The sequence below is a fragment of the Kribbella sp. NBC_01484 genome, assembly GCF_036227145.1.
In the GTDB taxonomy this organism is placed as follows: Bacteria; Actinomycetota; Actinomycetes; order Propionibacteriales; family Kribbellaceae; genus Kribbella.
In genome coordinates this window covers 4,381,927-4,399,692 of record NZ_CP109437.1, presented here as the reverse complement: position 1 = coordinate 4,399,692, position 17,766 = coordinate 4,381,927, and the positions used below count along the sequence as shown (strand labels likewise).

At 68.7% G+C, this 17,766-nt stretch carries 15 protein-coding genes; 5 read left to right on the top strand and 10 right to left on the bottom strand.

Annotation, left to right across the window (positions count from 1 at the left end; translation table 11 throughout):
• Window positions 1-45 precede the first annotated feature (45 nt).
• The gene (locus OG555_RS21535) at window positions 46-753 is read left to right on the top strand and encodes a helix-turn-helix transcriptional regulator (RefSeq protein WP_329484726.1); all 708 of its coding nucleotides are present in this window, start codon (window positions 46-48) and stop codon (window positions 751-753) included.
• Window positions 754-808: 55 nt separating this feature from the next.
• Here OG555_RS21535 and OG555_RS21530 read toward each other — a convergent pair whose 3' ends face one another.
• The 10 genes from OG555_RS21530 to OG555_RS21485 all read right to left on the bottom strand — a co-directional run bounded on the left by OG555_RS21530 (window position 809) and on the right by OG555_RS21485 (window position 14,059).
• Window positions 809-2,734 carry a hypothetical protein gene (locus tag OG555_RS21530; RefSeq protein ID WP_329484724.1) on the bottom strand — a complete coding sequence of 642 codons (1,926 nt, stop codon included), beginning with the start codon at window positions 2,732-2,734 and terminating at the stop codon, window positions 809-811.
• Window positions 2,731-3,792 (bottom strand): glycoside hydrolase family 130 protein, encoded by a 1,062-nt coding sequence (locus OG555_RS21525; protein WP_329484723.1) that lies wholly within the window; start codon window positions 3,790-3,792, stop codon window positions 2,731-2,733. The genes OG555_RS21530 and OG555_RS21525 overlap by 4 nt, the downstream gene beginning before the upstream one ends.
• A 25-nt stretch (window positions 3,793-3,817) precedes the next feature.
• Window positions 3,818-4,636 carry a carbohydrate ABC transporter permease gene (locus OG555_RS21520; RefSeq protein ID WP_329484722.1) on the bottom strand — a complete coding sequence of 273 codons (819 nt, stop codon included), beginning with the start codon at window positions 4,634-4,636 and terminating at the stop codon, window positions 3,818-3,820.
• A complete protein-coding gene (locus OG555_RS21515; RefSeq protein ID WP_329484721.1) occupies window positions 4,636-5,538 on the bottom strand; it encodes a carbohydrate ABC transporter permease in 903 nt (300 codons plus the stop codon). Before OG555_RS21515 ends, OG555_RS21520 begins: the two co-directional genes overlap by 1 nt.
• The gene (locus OG555_RS21510) at window positions 5,535-6,824 is read right to left on the bottom strand and encodes an extracellular solute-binding protein (RefSeq protein WP_329484720.1); all 1,290 of its coding nucleotides are present in this window, start codon (window positions 6,822-6,824) and stop codon (window positions 5,535-5,537) included. The genes OG555_RS21515 and OG555_RS21510 overlap by 4 nt, the downstream gene beginning before the upstream one ends.
• Window positions 6,821-7,858 (bottom strand): LacI family DNA-binding transcriptional regulator, encoded by a 1,038-nt coding sequence (locus OG555_RS21505; RefSeq protein WP_329484719.1) that lies wholly within the window; start codon window positions 7,856-7,858, stop codon window positions 6,821-6,823. The genes OG555_RS21510 and OG555_RS21505 overlap by 4 nt, the downstream gene beginning before the upstream one ends.
• Before the next feature lie 110 nt (window positions 7,859-7,968).
• Window positions 7,969-11,040, bottom strand: a complete 3,072-nt coding sequence (locus tag OG555_RS21500) for an ATP-binding protein (RefSeq protein WP_329484718.1) — start codon at window positions 11,038-11,040, stop codon at window positions 7,969-7,971.
• Window positions 11,041-11,073: 33 nt separating this feature from the next.
• Window positions 11,074-12,222 carry an NAD(P)/FAD-dependent oxidoreductase gene (locus OG555_RS21495; RefSeq protein WP_329484717.1) on the bottom strand — a complete coding sequence of 383 codons (1,149 nt, stop codon included), beginning with the start codon at window positions 12,220-12,222 and terminating at the stop codon, window positions 11,074-11,076.
• Window positions 12,219-13,484 carry an NAD(P)-binding domain-containing protein gene (locus OG555_RS21490; protein WP_329484716.1) on the bottom strand — a complete coding sequence of 422 codons (1,266 nt, stop codon included), beginning with the start codon at window positions 13,482-13,484 and terminating at the stop codon, window positions 12,219-12,221. Before OG555_RS21490 ends, OG555_RS21495 begins: the two co-directional genes overlap by 4 nt.
• Before the next feature lie 2 nt (window positions 13,485-13,486).
• Window positions 13,487-14,059, bottom strand: a complete 573-nt coding sequence (locus OG555_RS21485) for an OsmC family protein (RefSeq protein ID WP_329484715.1) — start codon at window positions 14,057-14,059, stop codon at window positions 13,487-13,489.
• A gap of 384 nt (window positions 14,060-14,443) precedes the next feature.
• Between OG555_RS21485 and OG555_RS21480 the strand changes: the two genes are divergently transcribed.
• The 4 genes from OG555_RS21480 to OG555_RS21465 are packed head-to-tail and all read left to right on the top strand — an operon-like array spanning window position 14,444 to window position 17,718.
• On the top strand, window positions 14,444-14,602 hold the full coding sequence (locus OG555_RS21480) for a hypothetical protein (protein ID WP_329484714.1): 159 nt from the start codon (window positions 14,444-14,446) through the stop codon (window positions 14,600-14,602).
• 40 nt (window positions 14,603-14,642) lie between these two features.
• The gene (locus OG555_RS21475) at window positions 14,643-15,977 is read left to right on the top strand and encodes an ABC transporter substrate-binding protein (protein WP_329484713.1); all 1,335 of its coding nucleotides are present in this window, start codon (window positions 14,643-14,645) and stop codon (window positions 15,975-15,977) included.
• Entirely contained in the window at window positions 15,977-16,903 is a 927-nt protein-coding gene (locus OG555_RS21470; RefSeq protein ID WP_329484712.1) for a carbohydrate ABC transporter permease, read from the top strand. The genes OG555_RS21475 and OG555_RS21470 overlap by 1 nt, the downstream gene beginning before the upstream one ends.
• Entirely contained in the window at window positions 16,900-17,718 is an 819-nt protein-coding gene (locus OG555_RS21465) for a carbohydrate ABC transporter permease (RefSeq protein WP_329484711.1), read from the top strand. The genes OG555_RS21470 and OG555_RS21465 overlap by 4 nt, the downstream gene beginning before the upstream one ends.
• Window positions 17,719-17,766: the final 48 nt, after the last annotated feature.

Here is a 17,766-nt window from a genome sequence, read left to right as displayed (position 1 = left end):
CCACAACCGGCAGAAACTGTCGGTGGCGGGTTGCAGACTGGTGGCGTGACTCTGGTTGTCGAGCCGTACCGGGAGCGCCCCGCGCTGGTGCCCGGCGCCGCCCTGTGGACGCGGACCGCCGAGGGCGGGGAGTACCGAATCCTGCCCGACGGCTGTATGGACCTGCTGTTCATGGACGACGACCTGATCGTCGCCGGGCCTGACAGCCGCGCGTGGACCGGGACCGCGGACCGCGGGACCAGGTACGCCGGGATCCGGTTCGCGCCCGGAGCCGCGCCGGATTTCCTCGGCGTACCGGCGAAGGAGCTGCTCAACGAGCGCGTTCAGCTGGCCGACCTCTGGTCCCCGGCCCGGAGCAGGCGGATGCTCGACCGCATCAGGTCGGCGCCGGACCCGGCCAGGGCCTTGGACGAGGCCGTGGCGAGCCTGGCCGAGGAGCCGCCGGATCGGCTGATCATTCAAGTACTGCGGAGCATCCGGGCCGGTGTGCTGCGCGGCGGAGCCGGCGTGTGGGGTCTGGCCGGCAGCGTCGGGTTGAGCGAGCGACAGCTGCATCGCCGCTGCCTGAACGCGTTCGGCTACGGCCCGAAGATGCTCGACCGCGTCCTCAGGATGAACGTCGCCCTCGACCAGGCCCGCACCGGCCTCGCGCTCGCGGACGTCGCGGTCCGGACCGGGTACGCCGACCAGGCCCACTTCACCCGCGACGTGAAGGCCCTCACCGGCGTACCGCCGAGAATCCTTCTGGGCTGAGCCCCTCTCCGCGTGTCAGCATTGCTGTTCACGGCGAACTGGTGTGCTGAGGCGATCACCCGAGCACGACGGTGAAGCCGCCGGGTTGGACGACCGCGTGACTGGGATTGGTGCGCGAATGGAGTTGGCCGGTGGAGGTGTAGGAGTAGGCCACTCGGCCCGGGACGCTGACACTGCGAGGATGCGAGTCGACGCTGGTCAGCAAGGTCCCATTGTCCAGGCGCAGCGTGCTGATCATGGGGATCAGGAGTAGCGCGTCCACCTGGGCCGGAGCGGTCGCGGTGGCTTTCAGGTTGGTCGCGTACGGCGGAAGTGGTGTGGCGAGCGTGATCGGTAGCAGAGCACCAGGAGCCGCGGAGATGCCTTGCGGGCCAGTCACATGATCGATGGTGCCCAGGACATGCGAGCCGGTGGTCCAGGTGGTGCGAGCGGGCGACGGTGTGTCGACCAGGTTGACGATCGGGAGGACCAGGACCGGCTGAGATGAGGACGGCAGGGTCCAGGTCGCGGACTCGCCGGCTCCCAGCGACAGGTAGGAGCCCTTGCTCCATTGGGATTCGCCGGTCCAGGCGGAGGGTGGCGTGACCACCTGACCGCCGGTTGCCGACTCCGCTTCGACGACCCGGAGTCCGTCGTACGTCGGTCGGCCGAGCAGGCGGGCGATCTCCGGTGCGGCGTCGAGGGCGAGCATGGAGAGCTGGCCGTGGATGCTGGACTCGGCGCCGGAGTTCCGGTTGACCACACCGTCACCGGAGATGCCGTCGTACGTGCGGCCGGTGGCCGGGTCGTACATCGCCTCGCCGGCCCGGTTCGCGCCGAAGTACCAGGCGGCGACGAAAGCCGCGACCTGCTTGAGGCCGGGCAGTCCGACCGCCAAGAGGCCTTGCAGGCGAGCGTCGACGCCGTAGGCGATCTGCGTACGGTCGATCGGAGCGGGGAGCCAGCCGTTGTCCGGCCCACCGGCAGTCATCAGCAACGGCGTGAAGCCGGCGGTGTCGCCGATCGCCGGGTCAAGCAAGCGGCGAGAGCCCAGCGCCGACGAGGCAGCGGCGAGCGCGGACGGCATCTGGGCACCCCACGCGTGCCAGTCCGAGATGGACTCGCCCCAGGGCAGCAGCGCGCGGAACGGCCAAACAGTCGTCGATCCAGCACTCATCGCCGCGATTCCCTCGGCGAACTGTGCCAGCGCTCGCCGAGCCCGCGCTGACCCACCGGCTCGGACATAGGCCGCCAGGCCGAGGACAGCCTCGGACGTCGCATCGGCACCGTTGACGATAAGCCAGGCTGGCACACGGCGACCGTCGACGATGTTGTACTGGCCGTAGCGGGTGAGCACTTGACGCTCCAACGCTGACACCGCGAGTTCGAGGCGAGCCTTCAGGAAGTCGGCGAAGGCACGGTCGGTTCTGCGGAAGACGGCGTACCCCTCCCCTAGCGCCCAGACCGTGCGGGCGAGCCAGTACGCCGGTCCGGAGTCGGAGGGGTCGGGGAGTTCGGGGGGATCGGCGCTGGGGTTGAGGGTGCCGTCCGGTTGCATCCAGAGGACGACGTTGCCGTTGGGTGACTGGAGAAACGCCAGGCCGCGCAGTAGACCGCGAGCGGCGGCCAGCGAGGACGCGTCGTGGAAGAGCTCCCCGTGACGGAGGTAGACGACGGCGGCGCGGGAGATGTCGTCGGCGTTGTAGGCGCCCTGCCCGTAGGTGTTGGTGACGGGGTCGTAGGTGCCGCCACCGATGCGCTTGTAAGAGCCGTCGGCTTGACGATCCGCGTAGGTCCACAACACGCCGAGCGGGCCTGAGCCGAAGGTGCTGTGGCCGGACGCTGCCGGTGGAGTGACCGAGGCCCGGAGGAAATCGAGGTGGGCGAGGTTGGACAGCCGCCCACCCTTCGGGGTCGCCGCGGCAGCGGTTGCCGTCGGCAACATCACGGCGGCGGAAGCGGCGACGGCGCCGCCGAGGACGGTGCGGCGGGTCGGGTTCATGTCAGTCGGTCCAATCTCGCGACACCGATCGCCGCGTCGGCCATGCCGTAGAAGACGTAGCGCACGCCGTCCACTTCCTCGATCGCGGTCGGGAAGACCACGTTGCCGACGGTGCCGACCTTCTCCTCCTCGGTCTCCGGCACCAGGATCGGCTCCGGCGTCCGCGCGATCACCCGGGTCACGTCGTCCGGATCCAGCAGCAGCGCGCCGGCCGCGTAGCAGACCCGCTGGGTGGTCGGATCGAACCCTTCCGGTTGCTCACCGGTGACGCCGTGATGGATCACCAGCCAGCCCTCCGGCACCCGCAGCGGCGCCGGGCCGGCCCCGATCTTCAGCTCCTCGAACGGGTACTCCGACATCGCCACCAGCCGGTGGTTGCGCAGATGCACGAGATTCCCCAGATCAGCCTCGACGTCGGCCACCGATACGAACGACACCCAGATCCCCGGCCGGTCATCGGTGACCCCGGCCGGGAGGTGCACGCCCTCGCCCTCACGGAACCATCCGAGGTCCCACATCGGCCGATGCAACATCGCGTACGACGGTTCGCCGTCCGGACCGGTCACCGGCTCGGGGAAGAACACCGTGTCCTTGTTGGGGAACAGGTTCAGATCAGTGTCGAGCGAAGGCTGGTACTCGAAGTGCAACGGCCCCAGCCGCGTCCACGAACGCAGATCCGCTGACACCGCCAACGCCGGCTTCGGGCCGAGCGGACCATAGGCGACGTACGTCATTACGTGCAGGCCGAGCAACGGGACCCAGGTCACCCGCGGGTCCTCGACTCCGGCGTTGTTCAGTCCGCGCTCCCAGCCTTCGTCCGGCGACAGGACGACGCCGTCGCGCCGGACGCCGACCGGCACACCGTCCTTCAGCTCGACCTCGGCCAGCCCGACCCGCGACACGTTGCCGGAAGCAACCAGTCGCGGCAGGAGGTACAGCGTGCCGTCGGGGGTGTGCCCGGTGGCCGGGTTCAGCACCCCCTCGGCCTCGAGTTCGTTGCCCGGCTCGGCCGTCATCAGGACGCCGACACGGGCCAGGGTGTAAGGAACAGTAACCACGAGAAGCCTTTCAGAAGGAGAGATTTCAGCCCTTGACCCCGGACGAGAGGTTCGAGGAGATGAAGCGGCGCTGGAAGATCACGAACAGCGCCACCGCGGGCGCGGCCAGCACACAGGCCCCTGCGAGGACGGCGCCGAACGGGTTCGCCGCCCGGGACGCGACCGTGGTCAGGTAGTTCGACAACGAGACCGCGAGCGGCTGCAGGTTCTGCTGCTTGGTGATCAGGAACGGCCAGAGGAACTCGTTCCACGGCCCGATGAACGTCAGGAGTACGCCGGTCAGCAGCGCCGGTTTCACCAACGGCACCGCGACCCGCCACAAGATGTTGAGCTCGGACGCACCGTCGATCCGGGCCGCGTCGAAAAGCTCGGCCGGCAACTGCAGGAAGTACTGCCGGAACACGAAGACCGCGGTCGAGTTGATCAGGAACGGCAGGATCATCCCGCCGTACGAGTCCGCCAGCCCGTAACTGCGCACGATCAGCACGTACAGCGGGATCGTCAGCAGCTGGAACGGGACGACCTGGATCAGCAGCATCAGGTTGAACACCAGCCCGCGGCCGCGGAACTGCAACCGCGCCAGCGCATAACCCGCGAGCACACCGAAGACCAGCGTGCCGAGGATGACCCCACCGGTGAAGATGCCGGAGTTGATCAACGACCGGCCGAGGTTGATCGCCTCGTTGATCGCGGTGTAGTTCTGGCCGGTCAGGTTCCCCAGCTGCGGGAACGCCCCGCGCACCGTCGAATCCGGCTCGGTCTGCAGACTGCCGATCAGCATGTAGTAGAAGGGGAAGAGGAACACGAACGCGCCCAGCAGCAGGGCGATGAACCGTAGTCGCATCAGTCCTCCCTCCCTACGAAGCGCCGTTCGATCAGAGCGATGATGAGTACGCCGATCACCAGCAGCACGCCGATCGCAGAGCCGACGTCCGGATTGCCCTGCTCGATGCCCTTCTGGTACATGATCAGAACCGGCGAAGCGGACGCCCCGTCCGGCCCACCGCCGCCGGTCAGCAGATAAGGCTCGGTGAACAGGTTGGCCCCGGTCACCGTGGCCAACAGGACCACCAGCGTGGTGGCCGGCCGGACCCCCGGCACGGTCACGTTCAGGAACGACTTCCAGCGGCCGGCGCCGTCCATCGACGCCGCCTCGTACAGGTCCGCCCCGACGTTCTGCAAGGCGGCCAGGTACAGCAGGATGAAGAACCCGAGCTGCTTCCAGGTCACATAGAACGCGATCGTCGGCATCGCCAGCTTCGAGTTGACCAGCCAGGACGGATCCGGCGCCAGCGGGCCGAGGATGGTGTTGACCAGCCCGTTCGAGTTGAACAGGAACAGCCAGACCCCGACCACGGCGACGCTGGCGGTCACGTACGGCACGTAGTAGCTGACCCGGAAGAACGTCCGCCACCGGATCGCCGAGTTCAGCGCGGTCGACAACCCGAGGGAGAAGATGACTGTCAGCGGCACATTGATGACGAGGAAGATCAGGACGTTGTAGAAGGATCGTTGGACCGCGGGATCCGTCAGCACCGTGACGTAGTTCTCGAACCCGACGAACGGCCGGTCCACGACCGCACCGGGCGCCGCGAAGAAGTAGTCGTGGAACGACATGTACACGGCGAACCCGAGCGGGTAGGCGAATACTGCGAACAGAAAGACGACGTACGGTGTGACGAACGCCGTCCCGACCGGGTGTTCCCCCAGGATCCGCCCGGTCAGGCCGCGACGTCCGGCGATCATGACTGTTTGACGAGCTGATCGATCTTCTGCGCGGCGCCGTCCAGGGCCTCACCCGTGTCCTGCTGGCCGAAGATGACCGACTTGGAGTAGGCGTCCCGGAAGGTCTGCCAGATGGTGATCGAGTTCGGCACGTTCGGCACCTCGACCGTACGGGCTGCCTGGTCCGCGAACACCTTGTAGTCGGGGTTCTTGGTGAAGTAGTCCGCGTACGCCGACGCGACGTCCTTCCGCAGCGGCATCTGGCCGGTCGTCTGCAGGAACTTACCGTCCTGCTCCTGGCTGGTGGCGAACTTCAGCACGTCCCACGCCGTCCCGCGGTTCTTGCAGGACGAGTACATCGCGACGTTCTTCGCGTCGGAGAAGGTGTGGATCTCGCTCGCCGGCTTGGCGGCTGAGGTCGGCACCGGGACGACGCCCCAGTCGACCTTGCCCTTGTACGACGCGATCGCCCACGGACCGACCACGGCCATCGCGGAGGTGCCGTCGACGAACGCGTCACCCGTGTACTTCTCCTGCGACGCCAGCTTGTCGGCGTACATCGTCCGCCAGAAGGTAGCGACCCGCTTGCCTTCGTCGGAGTTGAACGTCGACTTGCCGTCCTCGACCAGTTGTTTGCCTCCGCTCTCGGCCGCATACAGCGGGTAGAAGTCGAACCAGGACTGATAGAACTCGTTGCTCGGCGCCGGGTAGATGGCGACCTTCGCGGCCTTCGCCGCGACCAGCTTGCGCGACGTGGCGAGGAAGTCGTCGTACGTCGTCAGCGGCGGCTTCGCGGTGTCGATACCGGCCTTCGCGAACGCCTTCTTGTTGTAGAAGATCATCACCGGGTTCGACTTCCAGGGCAGCTGGTAGTACTTCCCGTCGGCCGACTTGTACTGCTTGGCGATGTCCCCGGAGCGGTCCTCGATGTACGACGTACCGTCGCTGAACGAGTCGAGCGGCACCAGACCGCCCTGCTTCTGGAACTGCGAGACCGAGGCCGGCGAGGTGTTGAAGATCAGGCACGGCGCGTTGCCGGCGGTGATCGCGGCGCCGATCACCTCCTCGGAGCTCTTCCCGGTCGGGATCTCCTGGGCGGTGACCTTCTGGTCCGCGTGGGCCGTGTTCCAGGCCGCGACCATCTGCTTGCCCCAGGCCACTTCCTCGGCGTTGTTCGAGTACCAGATCGTGATCGGCCCGCGGGCCTTGGCAGCGGTGTCGGCACTACCAGAGCCGCCACTACTGCCGCCACACGCGGCGAGCGAGCCGGCCAGGACAACGGCCAGCAGTCCAGCTTGCAACTTCATGATTCCTCCAGCTGTGGGGGTACAGCGGTCGAGCGGCGTACGACGAGCTGCGCGGGGGGCAGCTCGACATCGGATACGTCGGCGGCGCCGTCGACGACCTGGTTGAGCGTGTGGGCCGCCGCCTCGCCGAAGCGGAACGGGTCGGCGCGGACAGTGGTCAGGCCGGGGTGGACGTACTCGGCGATCTCGCTGTCGTCGAAGCCGGCGATGCTCAGGTCGTCCGGCACGCTCAGTCCGGCGGCATGGGCCGCGCCGAGGCCGGCGATCGCCATCCGGTCGTTGGCGTAGACGATCGCGGTCGGCGGCTCGGCCAGGGCGAGTAATCGCCGGGTGGCCTCGATCCCGCCGGCGGCGGTGAAGTCGCTGGTCTCCATCGCCTCTGGCTCCAGACCAGCCGTGGCGAGGGCCGCGGCGAAGGCCGTGGATCGCGCGGTCGCGTGCACGAACGCGGGCGGGCCGCCGACGTGCGCGATCCGGGTGTGACCGAGCCGCAGCAGATGCTCGACCACCGCGGTGGTGCCGGGCCGGTCGTCCAGGGTGACGGCCGGGAACGGTGACGCCCCGTCGGGCCGGTTCAGCGTGACGGCCGGCAGACCGAGCTCGACCAGCAGACCGATCCGGGGATCGTCGTGCCGGAGATCGGACAGGAACACCCCGTCGACCCGGCCGTCCTGTGCGAGTCGCCGGTAACCGGCCTCCTCGTCCTCGCCGGCCGTGACGACCTGCAGGACCAGAGCCTGCCCGCGGGTCGAGAGCACGCTCTCGACCCCCGCGATGAAGGCTGGGAAGAACGGGTCAGACGACAGCACCGCGGGGTCCCGGGTGATCACCAGGCCGAGGGCGAACGCCTTCGAGACCGAGAGCGACCGGGCCCGGTTGCTGGGCCGCCAGCCCAGTTCGTCGGCGGCCGCGATGATCTTGTCCACGGTCGACTGCGCCAGCCCGGGCCGTCCGTTCAGCGCGAACGACACCGCGCCCTTGGACACCCCAGCCCGGGTCGCGACATCCGCGATCGTCGGCCGCTGTTTGCTCACATGCACCTACCTTGGCGGGTTTGAACCGGTTTAACAGGCATCTAAACCGGTTTAAACCACGACGTCAAGAGGTTAGCGACCGTCACCGTCCGGAGTCGGCCACGGGCGGCTCAGACGGCGAGCGTCGTACCTGCGGCTCCCAGTTCACGCAGCGTGAGCAGTCCATGCGCACGCGCCTGGCGGTCCGGGGCCGTCGCCAGCACGACCGCCTGCTCGTACCGGTCGCCCAGGCGGCCCCACGCCGCCGCCGCCTCCTGCCACTGGCCGGCGAGCGTCGCCGCCCACGGGCCTGGTGCGTCGGCGGGAGCCGGTACGTCGATGCCGGCTCGACGCAGATAGGTGCAGAGCTCGCCGTGCATCGACCGATGCCCGGCGGCCTCGGCGAGCCTGAGCGCTCGCTGCGCGTCGTCGGTCAGGGCGCCGAGCGAGCCGTCCAGCCAGCCGAGCTCGATCCGTGCGGCCGCCAGCGGACCCACGACGAAGCTGTCGTCCGCTAGTGCTCGATCGGCGAGCGCGACGGCCAGGACCTCGCCGGCCGTGGAATCGCCACGCCGGGCGAGAAGCCGGGCGAGGACGCTGCGGGCCAGCGCTTCCATCAACCCCGGTTCGCCTGGGCTGTCCAGGAGCGCGCCAAGGGCGGCGATCGCCAGGTCCCAGTGGCCTCGGCTCGCCTGGACCGCGGCGTCGGTGAGCCGCAATCGATACTGACCGGCGAAGAACTCGCCGTCCGCCGCGGCCCGCAACCCGGCAGCGACGTACCTCTCCGCGTCGTCCAGACGGCCGCTGCGATAGGCGCCGCCGGCCGCGTTCACATAGCACCGCACCAGCGTCTCGATCCGGCTGTCCGCCCCGGCCAGGGAGATCGCACGCCGCAAGTCCTCGTCGCCGCGCGCATCGCCTCGGGCCAGCCGGGCGTCGCCCAGATAGCACCCGGCTTGCGCTTCCAGGTCCTGCCGCCCCAACCGCAACCCGATGGCCAATGCGCGCTCGGCGTACCGCTCGGCCCGTGCACTCGGCTCGGCGACGATGCCGACCGTCGCCAGGTTGCTGTGAGCGCGGGCCTGCTCGATCAGGGCCGCGGCCAGCCGGGCGTCGTCGCCAGTCGTCTCGAGCAGTTCGACGGCTTGGGCCGCGGCGAGCCGGGCACGCATCGGTCCGTGCCCGAACATGACGACCCGCGCCAGCACCAGCAAGGCATCGGCCAACCTCGACGCGCCGCCGGCCTCCTCGGCCGCACCAACCGCGGCCGAGGCCGATTCGAGCGCGGCCTCGAAACGATTGACGACGTAGAGGGAGTAGGCGCGCCGGGTCAGCAACTCCGCGGCTTCCCACGACTCGAGCAGCTCACGGTGGCGCAGTACGACGTCGAGGACCCCGACCGCTTGGCGATGCGCACCGAGGCGAGCAGCCTCGAGAGCAGCGGCTGGACCGTACTCGAGGATCACGTCGGTGCGTCCACATCGCTCCGCGTGATGCACCAGCCGGGAAGGCTCGGCAGCCGGATCCTCGAGGAGCCTGTCGACCACGGCCCGGTTGGCGCCGATCCGCTCCCCGGCCGTCAGCGACGACTCGATCGCCCGCCTGGCCAGTTCGTGGCGGAACGCGAGCGTGGCGTCGGTTCCGATCAGCATGCCCGACCGCTCGGCCTCGACCAGCACCGGCTGATCTCCGGCGAGGCTCTCGGCCAGCCGTCGCTCGGCGCGACTCGGGATCACGGACAGCCGTTCCAGCAGCATGCGGGCCGACGGCGACAGCCTGCCCAGGCGGGCCAGGACGGCATCGCGGACGGTCGGCGGTACGTCGGTCTCCCCGGCGGCGAGCACCTCGGTGACGAAGAACGGATTCCCTTGCGTCACCCGGTGGATCTCCACGGCCTCACGAGTGCTCGTCGCGCCCAGCCGCCGTACCGCCTCGATGCTCAACGGTGGCAACGTCACTCGGCGTACGGCGGAACCCGCCAGGCTGCCCAGCAACTGCCGCAGCGGGTGACCGGCGTCGACACCGGTCTCCCGGAAGGTCAGCACGAGCACGGCCGGGATGGCCGGGAACCGACGGGCCAGGAACCGGATCGCGTCGAGCGTCGCGTCGTCGGCCCAGTGGATGTCCTCAACCACCACGACCGACGGGCACGCGGAGAACGCGCGCAGCAGACCCGGCAGTGCGGTGTCGAGCCGATCCCCCGACAGGGCCGCGGCCAGCTCCGCGTCGCTCTCGGCCATGTCGCGGAACGGCCCGAGGCTGCGCGGCGCGAGCAGGTCGTCGCAACCGCCGATCCCCACCTTGATCGCGCGGCTCAGTCCGTCGGCGAACGTACGCACCAGCGCCGACTTGCCCGCTCCCGCCTCACCCGAGACCAGGACGACGACACCACGGCCTTCGTCGACGGCTGTGCCGACGGCCGCGGTGAGTTCGGCCAGCTCCGCGTCCCGCTCCACCAGGTCCGTGCTGCCCTGCGGTCCGCTCACCACTTCGGCGGATCGAGGCGGCGCAACCGACTCGGCGGCCAGCAGACGGTCGCGAAGTACTACGGCCTCGGGCCCGGGCGAGATGCCGAGCTCGGTGCTCAGCGCGTGCTGCATCCGGGCGTAGCGGCGCAGCCCGGTCGGCCGGTCACCGGAGACGACCGCTTCGCGCAGGAGTTCGACATGCGCCTCCTCGTTGGCGGGATCCATGGCCAGCAGGGATTCCCAGCGACCCGCACCGCGCAGCAGGCGCATGACCTGAAGGCGAAGTCGGTCACGCGGTCCGTCCAGCCACGGCTCGGCCAGGTCGTCGGGGAGCAGTTCGCCTGCGAGCACAAGCGCTTTGGCGCAGAGCTCCGGCGATGCGGGGTCCGCCGCGAGCGCGGCATCCGCGGCCGCTTCGAACGCGCCGGCATCGACCTCGAGCATCGCGCCTGGGAACAGCGCGACGACATCGTCCTTCAGGACCACGGCGTCGCGATCGGCAAGCGCCGTACGGGCATAGTGGGCAGCCTTGTGCAGCCGGGGAAGCGCGAGATCCACGCTGAGCTCCGGCCACAAGGCGTCGACCACGCGGTCGCGGTGCAGCCTTCCACCGGGCGACAGCGCCAGCAGTTTGACCAGCGCAGCCGCTTGGCGACGGCTCCACCGGCGCGCAGGAATCGGCGCGCCGTCCACCTGTACGGCGAAACCGTCCAGCATCCGCACGCTGACCTGCACATCTCGGATCGTAGGCGTCAGGAGAATCCCGTTCTACAGCAGGAAGTCCGCGGGATCGGCCGCGAACCCCGGATCCGGCAGCGATCCCACGTGGTCGACCTCGTCGCGCATCGCCGAGCTGACCTCCCGCAGCAGCACCCGCACGTCGTCCAGGCTCCAGCTGTACGACGCGACCGTCTCGGTCGCCGCGAACAACCGGCTCGAGAGTCTGTCCCGGGTCGCCTGATAGGACTCATGCGTTTCCAGAATCGCGTCAGCCAACAGCTCGGCGTCACGCAGCGCATCGGTGATGCCGTGCGTGGTGATCGGGTCCTTGTAGTAGCCCGCGTCTCCGACCAGCGCCCACCCTGGCCCCCAGCACTCGCGGACGAACCCCGCCGCACCAGCCCAGCCGTGCATCGCGCCCACCGGCTCTGCCGCCGACACTCGATCCGCCAGTGCCGGTGCTGTCTCCGCGAGGAGTATCGCGAAGGCGCGCTCGGTCCCACAGCGACGCAGCGCTCGCATCCGGTCCGGGGTCGTCGCGACGAACACGCAGGTCAACCCGTCGTTGGTGGGAATCAGACCGGCTCCGCCACCGACCCCATAAGCCCATTCGTATCCGGTGGGTCGTGCATCGGCGTAGTACCGATAGAGGATCGCGCTGAGCGACTGACCCCGCCGTACGACGGGGGCCCCGACTGCGGACGCGACAGTCGAACGGATGCCGTCGGCACCGACCGTGATCCCGGCTCGGAGCTCGCGATCCTGCGCGCGAACGCCCGTCACGCGACCACTCTCGTCGCGCAGGACTGCCGTGACCGGGGTCCGGAACCACATCTCCACACCCGCATCGGCGGCCGCGTCCGCGAGGATCCGGTCGAGCACGTAGCGACGCGGCGCATACAAGGCATCGACACCGCCGCTGGAACGAAGCGCGAGCTGCTCGGACGCACGGTCGGTGTAGTGGAACGTCGTCTGCCGGATCGGTGGCGTCCCCGCCGCGGCCACCTCGTCCAGCAGTCCCCATCTCGCCAACTGCATGACGCCCGCGCGCGTCAGACCATGCGTCGAGACGGTGTCGGTGCCGTAGGCGGACCGCTCCACCACAGCCACGCGGGCACCGGCCCGGGCGAGCAGCATCGCGGTCGAGGCCCCGGCGACCCGTCCGCCGACGACCAGCACGTCGTACTCGGTGGTCATGCTGCCGGCTCCGCACTGCAGCCGTTTGCCCGGGCCGCGATCCTGCCGGTCAAGAGATGCTGTACGACGGCCGCCGCGTCGTGCCGGGCACCGCCGATGAAGGCGGAGTCGCGCCGGTATTGGAATCGCTGGCCGACGACGTACACACCAGGTGCTGCGGTGACCCCGCGGTTCTGGCGGATGTGGCCGTCGGGGCCGATGACCGGCAGCCGCAGCCACGGATACTCGGGCCGGTAGCCGGTGGCGACCACGACGGTGGCGATGCCCGCCCGGGACAGATCCACAACGCGTGCTGCCGCCGGTGCCACGAGGGCCGGCGGCCGTACCGCCGGGAGAACCTCGCCGGTCAGTCCGGTACAGGCGATGTAGTCGTCCACCGCGTCGAGCAGCCGATGCATCCGTACGTCGGCGTCGGCAGCAGTCGCGGCCAGGTCCGGCCGGAAGCGTGCCTGTGTTCCTTTCATGCCCTCGAAGCGGCCGAGGAGCCGGACACCGTTGGCCTGCAGAGTGACCAGGTCAAGATTCCGTGCACGTTCGCCGGTACGGCGGCCGACGAGTTGCATCGACGGCTCCCGCCGGGCGGCCACCGGGTCGGGAACCTCGTCGATGGTCCGCGCCAGCCGGCCGGTTCGCTGCAGCCAGCAGAAGATGTCACTGCCGCGATAACAGCGCGGGATCCGGGTGTGCCGGCCGGCTGCCAGGTACACCTCCCAGCCCGCGCGATTGAGTTCGTCGGCGATCTGCACACCGGACGACGAGGCGCCGATCACGAGCACGCCACCGGGCGGCAGTTGACCGGGGTTGCGATAGCTGCTCGCGGTGACGACCTCGGCCGCGTCCAATCCGTCCGGCACGTTGGCCACACCGTGCGGGCCGGTCGCGATCACCACCTGACGAGTCGACCAGGTCCCGCGATCGGTGACGAGTCGATAGCCCCCGGAATGCGCCGTGACCAGGTCGCGCACCGTCGTACCGGTCAGCACGGGTGCGCCGTACGACTGGGCGTACCGCTCAAGGTGCTGGACGAAGCCGGCCGAGCTCATGAACCCGTCCGGCTCGGACCCGTCGTACTCCCAGTGGGGCAGGCGGGTCATCCAGTTCGGCGACAGCAGCTGCAGCGAGTCCCAGCGCTCGCTGCGCCAGCGCTCGCCGATCCGGCCCCGGTCGACGACCACATGATCGCGGCCCGCTCCGGTGAGTAGCCGGCTGACGGCGAGACCGGCATGGCCGGCGCCGATCACGACGGTGTCGATGGTGGTCATGGTCAGCCGGTGACCACGTCGACGACGACCGGAGTCGGGTTGGCCAGCGCGTCGAAGACCGCCGAGCGGCGCCGGGACTGCTCGACGATGCCGCGCAGGGTCTTGTCGTCGGCGTCGCCTTCGATCGCGATCGACACCCGGATCTGCTGGTAGCCGTTGCGGACGGAATCGCCCGACAGGCCGAGGATCCCGAGCAGGTCGATGTCGCCCTCGACGGTCGAGGTGACCTTGGTGAGGTCGACGCCGCGGGCCGCGGCGATGTTGGCGATACCGGCCGTCAGGCAGGCGGCGATCGCGTGCAGGAGGTACTCCGCCGGCGTCGGCCCGTGGTCCGTGCCGACCAGGACTTCGGGGTGGTCGAACTCGAGCACCGTGTCGGCCTTGTGCCGCAGCTCCTGCATGGCTCCGAAGAAGCCCGCTGCGGTGGAACGGCTGTGCGTCCCGGTGACCCAGGTGTTGTTCGCCCGGAACTGGAACTTGGCGATCTCGTGCTGCCCCTTCACCGCATCGAGGGTGGCGAACAGCGTCGCGGTGTCGACGCCGTTCCGGCGCGGGCTCTCTGTTGTCGTGCTCATCGACGTCCTCGCTTCGCTCCGGGCGCCGATGAGACACGAGATGGGCTGTGCTTGATGATGAACTCGCTTCGCTCGTTCATGGATCCTCCCCTGGTCTGCCTGGCCCGGTCGGCTCAGGCATCTGCCGAAGGACGCTAGGCCGGTCACCTTCCCCCGGCCTTCCCCTCGGCTTCTCTGCGCGGTAACGCGCTCAGGCGAGGAATCCACGCACTCGTTTGCAACTTTGCCTTGACGGGACGACGCCGCAGCGCTTGACTTGGTCGGCAGTGACGCACCCAGCCGGTAGCGGTCCGAGAGGGGTCCGAAGTCCGGTTTCCAGGCGCCAGGGCAGCTCGATCCACCCAGCCCGAGGCGGGGTCGCGTCCCCGGACCGATGGAGCAATCGTGTCCAACCTCGCTCGCCGCTTCCCGCCGGCCACTCTGGCCGCCGCCGGACGACTACGACAGCCGCACCCGCTCGATGAGGCTGCTCACCGCGACCCAGGCACGTTGACGATCGTGCAGCGCGACGTCGACTCCGGGTACGTGCGCAAGACCTGCTGATTCCACTCCCTTCATCCCTCGGTACCACCTGGAGACCCCTATGTCCCAGCATGCTCTGACCCTTTCCCGTCGTGACGTCCTGCGCGCCGCGGCCGCCGTCGCTGCCGCCGGCACGCTCGGTGCGTGCGGCAAGAACAACGACGATGCGGGGGGCGGCCCGGACGGCGTCGTCAGCGTCGATCTCTGGCACGGCCAGGTCGACACCGGCAAGGCCGCGATCGATGCCTTGATCAACGAGTTCAACAAGTCGCACCCGAACATCAAGGTGGTCGGCGGCGGTGGCGGGGTCACCGCGGACAGCATGCTGCAGAAGGTCACCGCGGGGCTGGCCGCGGGGTCCTACCCGGATGTCGCGTACATCTTCGGTTCGGACCTCGCCAGCCTGACCAAGAGCCCGAAGGTGGCCGACCTGACCGGTGCGCTGAAGATCGACGACTACTGGCCGGCCGCGAAGGACGCGGTCAGCGTCAAAGGCAAGGTCCGGGCCGCGCCGGCGTTGCTCGACTCGCTCTGCGTGGTCTACAACAAGAAGTTGTTCGCCGCCGCCGGCGTCCCTGCGCCGCAGGCGGGCTGGACCTGGGACGACTTCGTCACCACCGCCAAAGCCCTCACCAACCCCGGCAAGGGCATCTTCGGCACCGGCTGGCCGGGTGTCGGCGATGAGGACACGGTCTGGCGGATCTGGCCGATGATCTGGGACCTCGGCGGCGACGTGGTCAGCGACCGGGGTGGTGGGGCGGGGAAGGAATCAGGCACAGCCGGCAAGAAGGTGGGCTTCGACCAGGTCGGTGAGCAGGCGCTCGGCACTCTCGACCGGCTGCGCAGCGAAAAGTCGCTGTACGTCGATCCCAAGCCGGGCAGCGAACAGCTCTACCAGGTGTTCCTCGGTGGCCGGATGGCCATGGTCGCCACCGGCCCCTGGCAGCTCCCGGAGCTCATCGACAATCACCTCGACTACGGCGTGGTGCCGCTGCCGTCGTACTCCGGGAAACCGGTGACGATCTCGGGTCCGGACACCTGGACCGTGTTCGACAACGGCAAGGCGAAGGTGCAGGCGGCCACCGAGTTCGTGAAGTGGATGGCCGACCCGGCGCAGGACATCCAGTGGGACATGGAGGGCGGGAGTCTGCCGATCACCAAGGCCACTGCCGAGCTCCCCCAGTGGAAGAAGCACTCGACCGAGACGAACGGGCTGGACGTGTTCGTCAAGGCGCTCGACTCGGCGAAGGTCCGGCCGACGATCACGACCTACCCGCAGATCTCGCAGAACCTCGGTCAGGCGATCGCCGCCGTCCTGCTCGGGAAACAGAGCCCGGGTGATGCGATCAAGCAGGCCGTCGACCAGTGCAACCAGGTGCTGGCGGTGCCGAACTGATGGCCAGCGTGGTCGGTACGTTCACCGTCGACCCCCGGAGCCGGGCGGCGGCCAAGCGTCGTACCCGGAACGAGAGCGCGACGGGATGGGCGTTCGTCAGCCCGTCGGTACTGATCATCCTGGGACTCAGCGTCGTACCGGTGCTGTGGTCGTTGCTGTTGTCGTTCCAGGTGAATGACCTGGTCTCGCCGAGCGAGTGGGTCGGGCTGGCCAACTACAAGGCCCTGATGAAAGACCCGACCTTCGGTGCGGCGGTCGAGCACACGCTGATCTACACGGTGCTGTACGTGCCGCTGAGCGTGGTCGCCGGGCTGGCGATCGCGATCGCGCTGGATCGGAAGATCGCCTTCATCGGTCTGTATCGGACCTTGGTGTTCGTGCCGTTCGTGGTGTCGGCGGCGGCGCAGGGCGTGCTGTTCTCGTTCGTGCTCGATCCGGAGTTCGGTGTCGCGAACTCGGTGCTGCACAAGGTCGGGTTGCCGGCGCAGGGGTTCTTCAGCGATCCCGGTCAGGCGTTGTATCTGCTGGTCGCGATCTCGCTGTGGAGCGGGACCGGATTCTGCGTGATCGTCTATCTGGCCGGGTTGCAAGGGGTTTCGACAGACCTGGTCGAGGCTGCCCGGATCGACGGTGCGGGACGGTTCGGCGTACTGCGTCATGTCGTGCTGCCGTCGTTGACACCGGTGACGATCTTTCTGCTGCTGTTCCAGGCCATCAACGCGTTGCAGGTGTTCGACCTGGTGTTCGTCACCACCAAGGGCGGGCCGCTCGGCTCCACCACCGTGATCGTGTACTTCATCTGGGAGAAGGCGTTCAAGACGTTCACGGCCGGCTACAGCGCGGCCGCGGCGTACGCGTTGGCGGTCGCCTTGCTCGTGATCGGTGTGGCCTTGCAGCTCTACCGGCGGAGGTCGGCTGCGCGATGAAGAGATTGCCTTTCAGTGCTTGGCATTTCGTGCTCGCGCCACTTGCCTTGCTGTTCGCGTTGCCGTTGGCGTGGTTGCTGGTGAGCTCGGTGATGAGCAACGCCGAGATCAACCGGTTCCCACCGGCGCTGATTCCGCACGGGATCAAGCTCGACGGATATCGCTACGTGCTGGGGAACGCGTTGTTCCCGCGCTGGTTCCTGAACTCGTTCATCGTGTCGGCGGTGGCGGTGACGGCCAATCTCGTCCTCGGCTCGCTCGGCGGGTACGCGTTCGCGCGGATCCGGTTCGCCGGGTCGAAGCTCGTGCTCGGGCTGATGCTGGCGACGATGGTGATCCCGTTCCAGCTGACGATGATCCCGACCTTCCTGGTGATGAAGGAACTCGGGCTGATCGACACCCTCGGCGCGCTGATCATCCCGTCGCTGGTGACGCCGCTGTCGGTGTTTCTCTTCCGGCAGTTCTTCGTCTCGCTTCCGCGCGAGCTCGAGGAGGCGGCCTGGATCGACGGGTGCGGGCGGCTGCGGATCCTGGTCTCGATCGTGCTGCCGCTGGCCCGGCCGGCCCTGAGTACGGTCGCCGTCCTCACCTTCCTGGCCACCTGGAACGACCTGACCTGGCCGCTGATCGCGATCAACACCGACACCACGTACACCCTCCAGCTCGGCCTGACCACCTTCCAGGGCCAGCACCACACCCAGTGGGCCGCCGTGATGGCCGGCAACGTCATCACCGTGCTGCCGGTCCTGCTGGGCTTCCTCCTCGCCCAGAAGGCCTTCATCCGCTCACTCGCATCCACCGGACTCAAGGGCTGACACATGACTGTGCTTTTGGTCGGGCCTTCGGCGCCGACGCGGTCATGG

Coding starts and splice junctions, on each gene's coding strand:
- OG555_RS21465 (WP_329484711.1), top strand. CDS start 16,900: ATGAAGAGATTGCCTTTCAGTGCTTGGCATTTCGTGCTCGCGCCACTT.
- OG555_RS21485 (WP_329484715.1), bottom strand. CDS start 14,059: ATGAGCACGACAACAGAGAGCCCGCGCCGGAACGGCGTCGACACCGCG.
- OG555_RS21510 (WP_329484720.1), bottom strand. CDS start 6,824: ATGAAGTTGCAAGCTGGACTGCTGGCCGTTGTCCTGGCCGGCTCGCTC.
- OG555_RS21470 (WP_329484712.1), top strand. CDS start 15,977: ATGGCCAGCGTGGTCGGTACGTTCACCGTCGACCCCCGGAGCCGGGCG.
- OG555_RS21495 (WP_329484717.1), bottom strand. CDS start 12,222: ATGACCACCGAGTACGACGTGCTGGTCGTCGGCGGACGGGTCGCCGGG.
- OG555_RS21520 (WP_329484722.1), bottom strand. CDS start 4,636: ATGCGACTACGGTTCATCGCCCTGCTGCTGGGCGCGTTCGTGTTCCTC.
- OG555_RS21490 (WP_329484716.1), bottom strand. CDS start 13,484: ATGACCACCATCGACACCGTCGTGATCGGCGCCGGCCATGCCGGTCTC.
- OG555_RS21515 (WP_329484721.1), bottom strand. CDS start 5,538: ATGATCGCCGGACGTCGCGGCCTGACCGGGCGGATCCTGGGGGAACAC.
- OG555_RS21475 (WP_329484713.1), top strand. CDS start 14,643: ATGTCCCAGCATGCTCTGACCCTTTCCCGTCGTGACGTCCTGCGCGCC.
- OG555_RS21530 (WP_329484724.1), bottom strand. CDS start 2,734: ATGAACCCGACCCGCCGCACCGTCCTCGGCGGCGCCGTCGCCGCTTCC.